Raw genomic sequence first — 399 nt, 5'->3', positions numbered from 1 at the left:
ATCCTGGCCGTGCAGAACGCGCCGATGGGCCGGTTCTCGCTGCCCGGCCTGGACGTCACCACGTACGCGGTCGCGACCGGAACCGCCAAGTTCGACCTTGGAGTGAGCATGGTCGAACAGTTCGGTCCGGACGGGAGCCCGGCCGGAATCGCCGGCGCGGTCGAGTACGCCACCGACCTGTTCGACCGCTCGACGGTCGCCGCTCTGGTCCGGCGCTGGACGCTCCTGCTGGAGGCCGTCACCGCCGACCCGGAGCTGCCGATCGGAGGGATCGACCTCCTGGACACCGACGAGCGGCACCGGCTGCTGGAACGGGACAACGAGACCGCCCGGGACGTGGGCGCCGTCCCGGTGCCGCAGGCCTTCGCGGCGCAGGTGGCGGCGGTGCCGGGGGCGGTG

1 protein-coding gene is annotated in these 399 nt (G+C 72.9%); it reads left to right on the top strand.

What is annotated here, in order from left to right:
- Positions 1-399, top strand: a 399-nt coding sequence (locus NBY69_RS37205) for a condensation domain-containing protein (RefSeq protein WP_250306695.1), incomplete at both ends; no start/stop codon positions are given.

The sequence above is a fragment of the Streptomyces sp. A 4/2 genome, assembly GCF_940670765.1.
In the GTDB taxonomy this organism is placed as follows: Bacteria; Actinomycetota; Actinomycetes; order Streptomycetales; family Streptomycetaceae; genus Streptomyces.
Note: the sequence above shows the minus strand (reverse complement) of the source record. Positions and strands in the feature narration are given on the sequence as shown.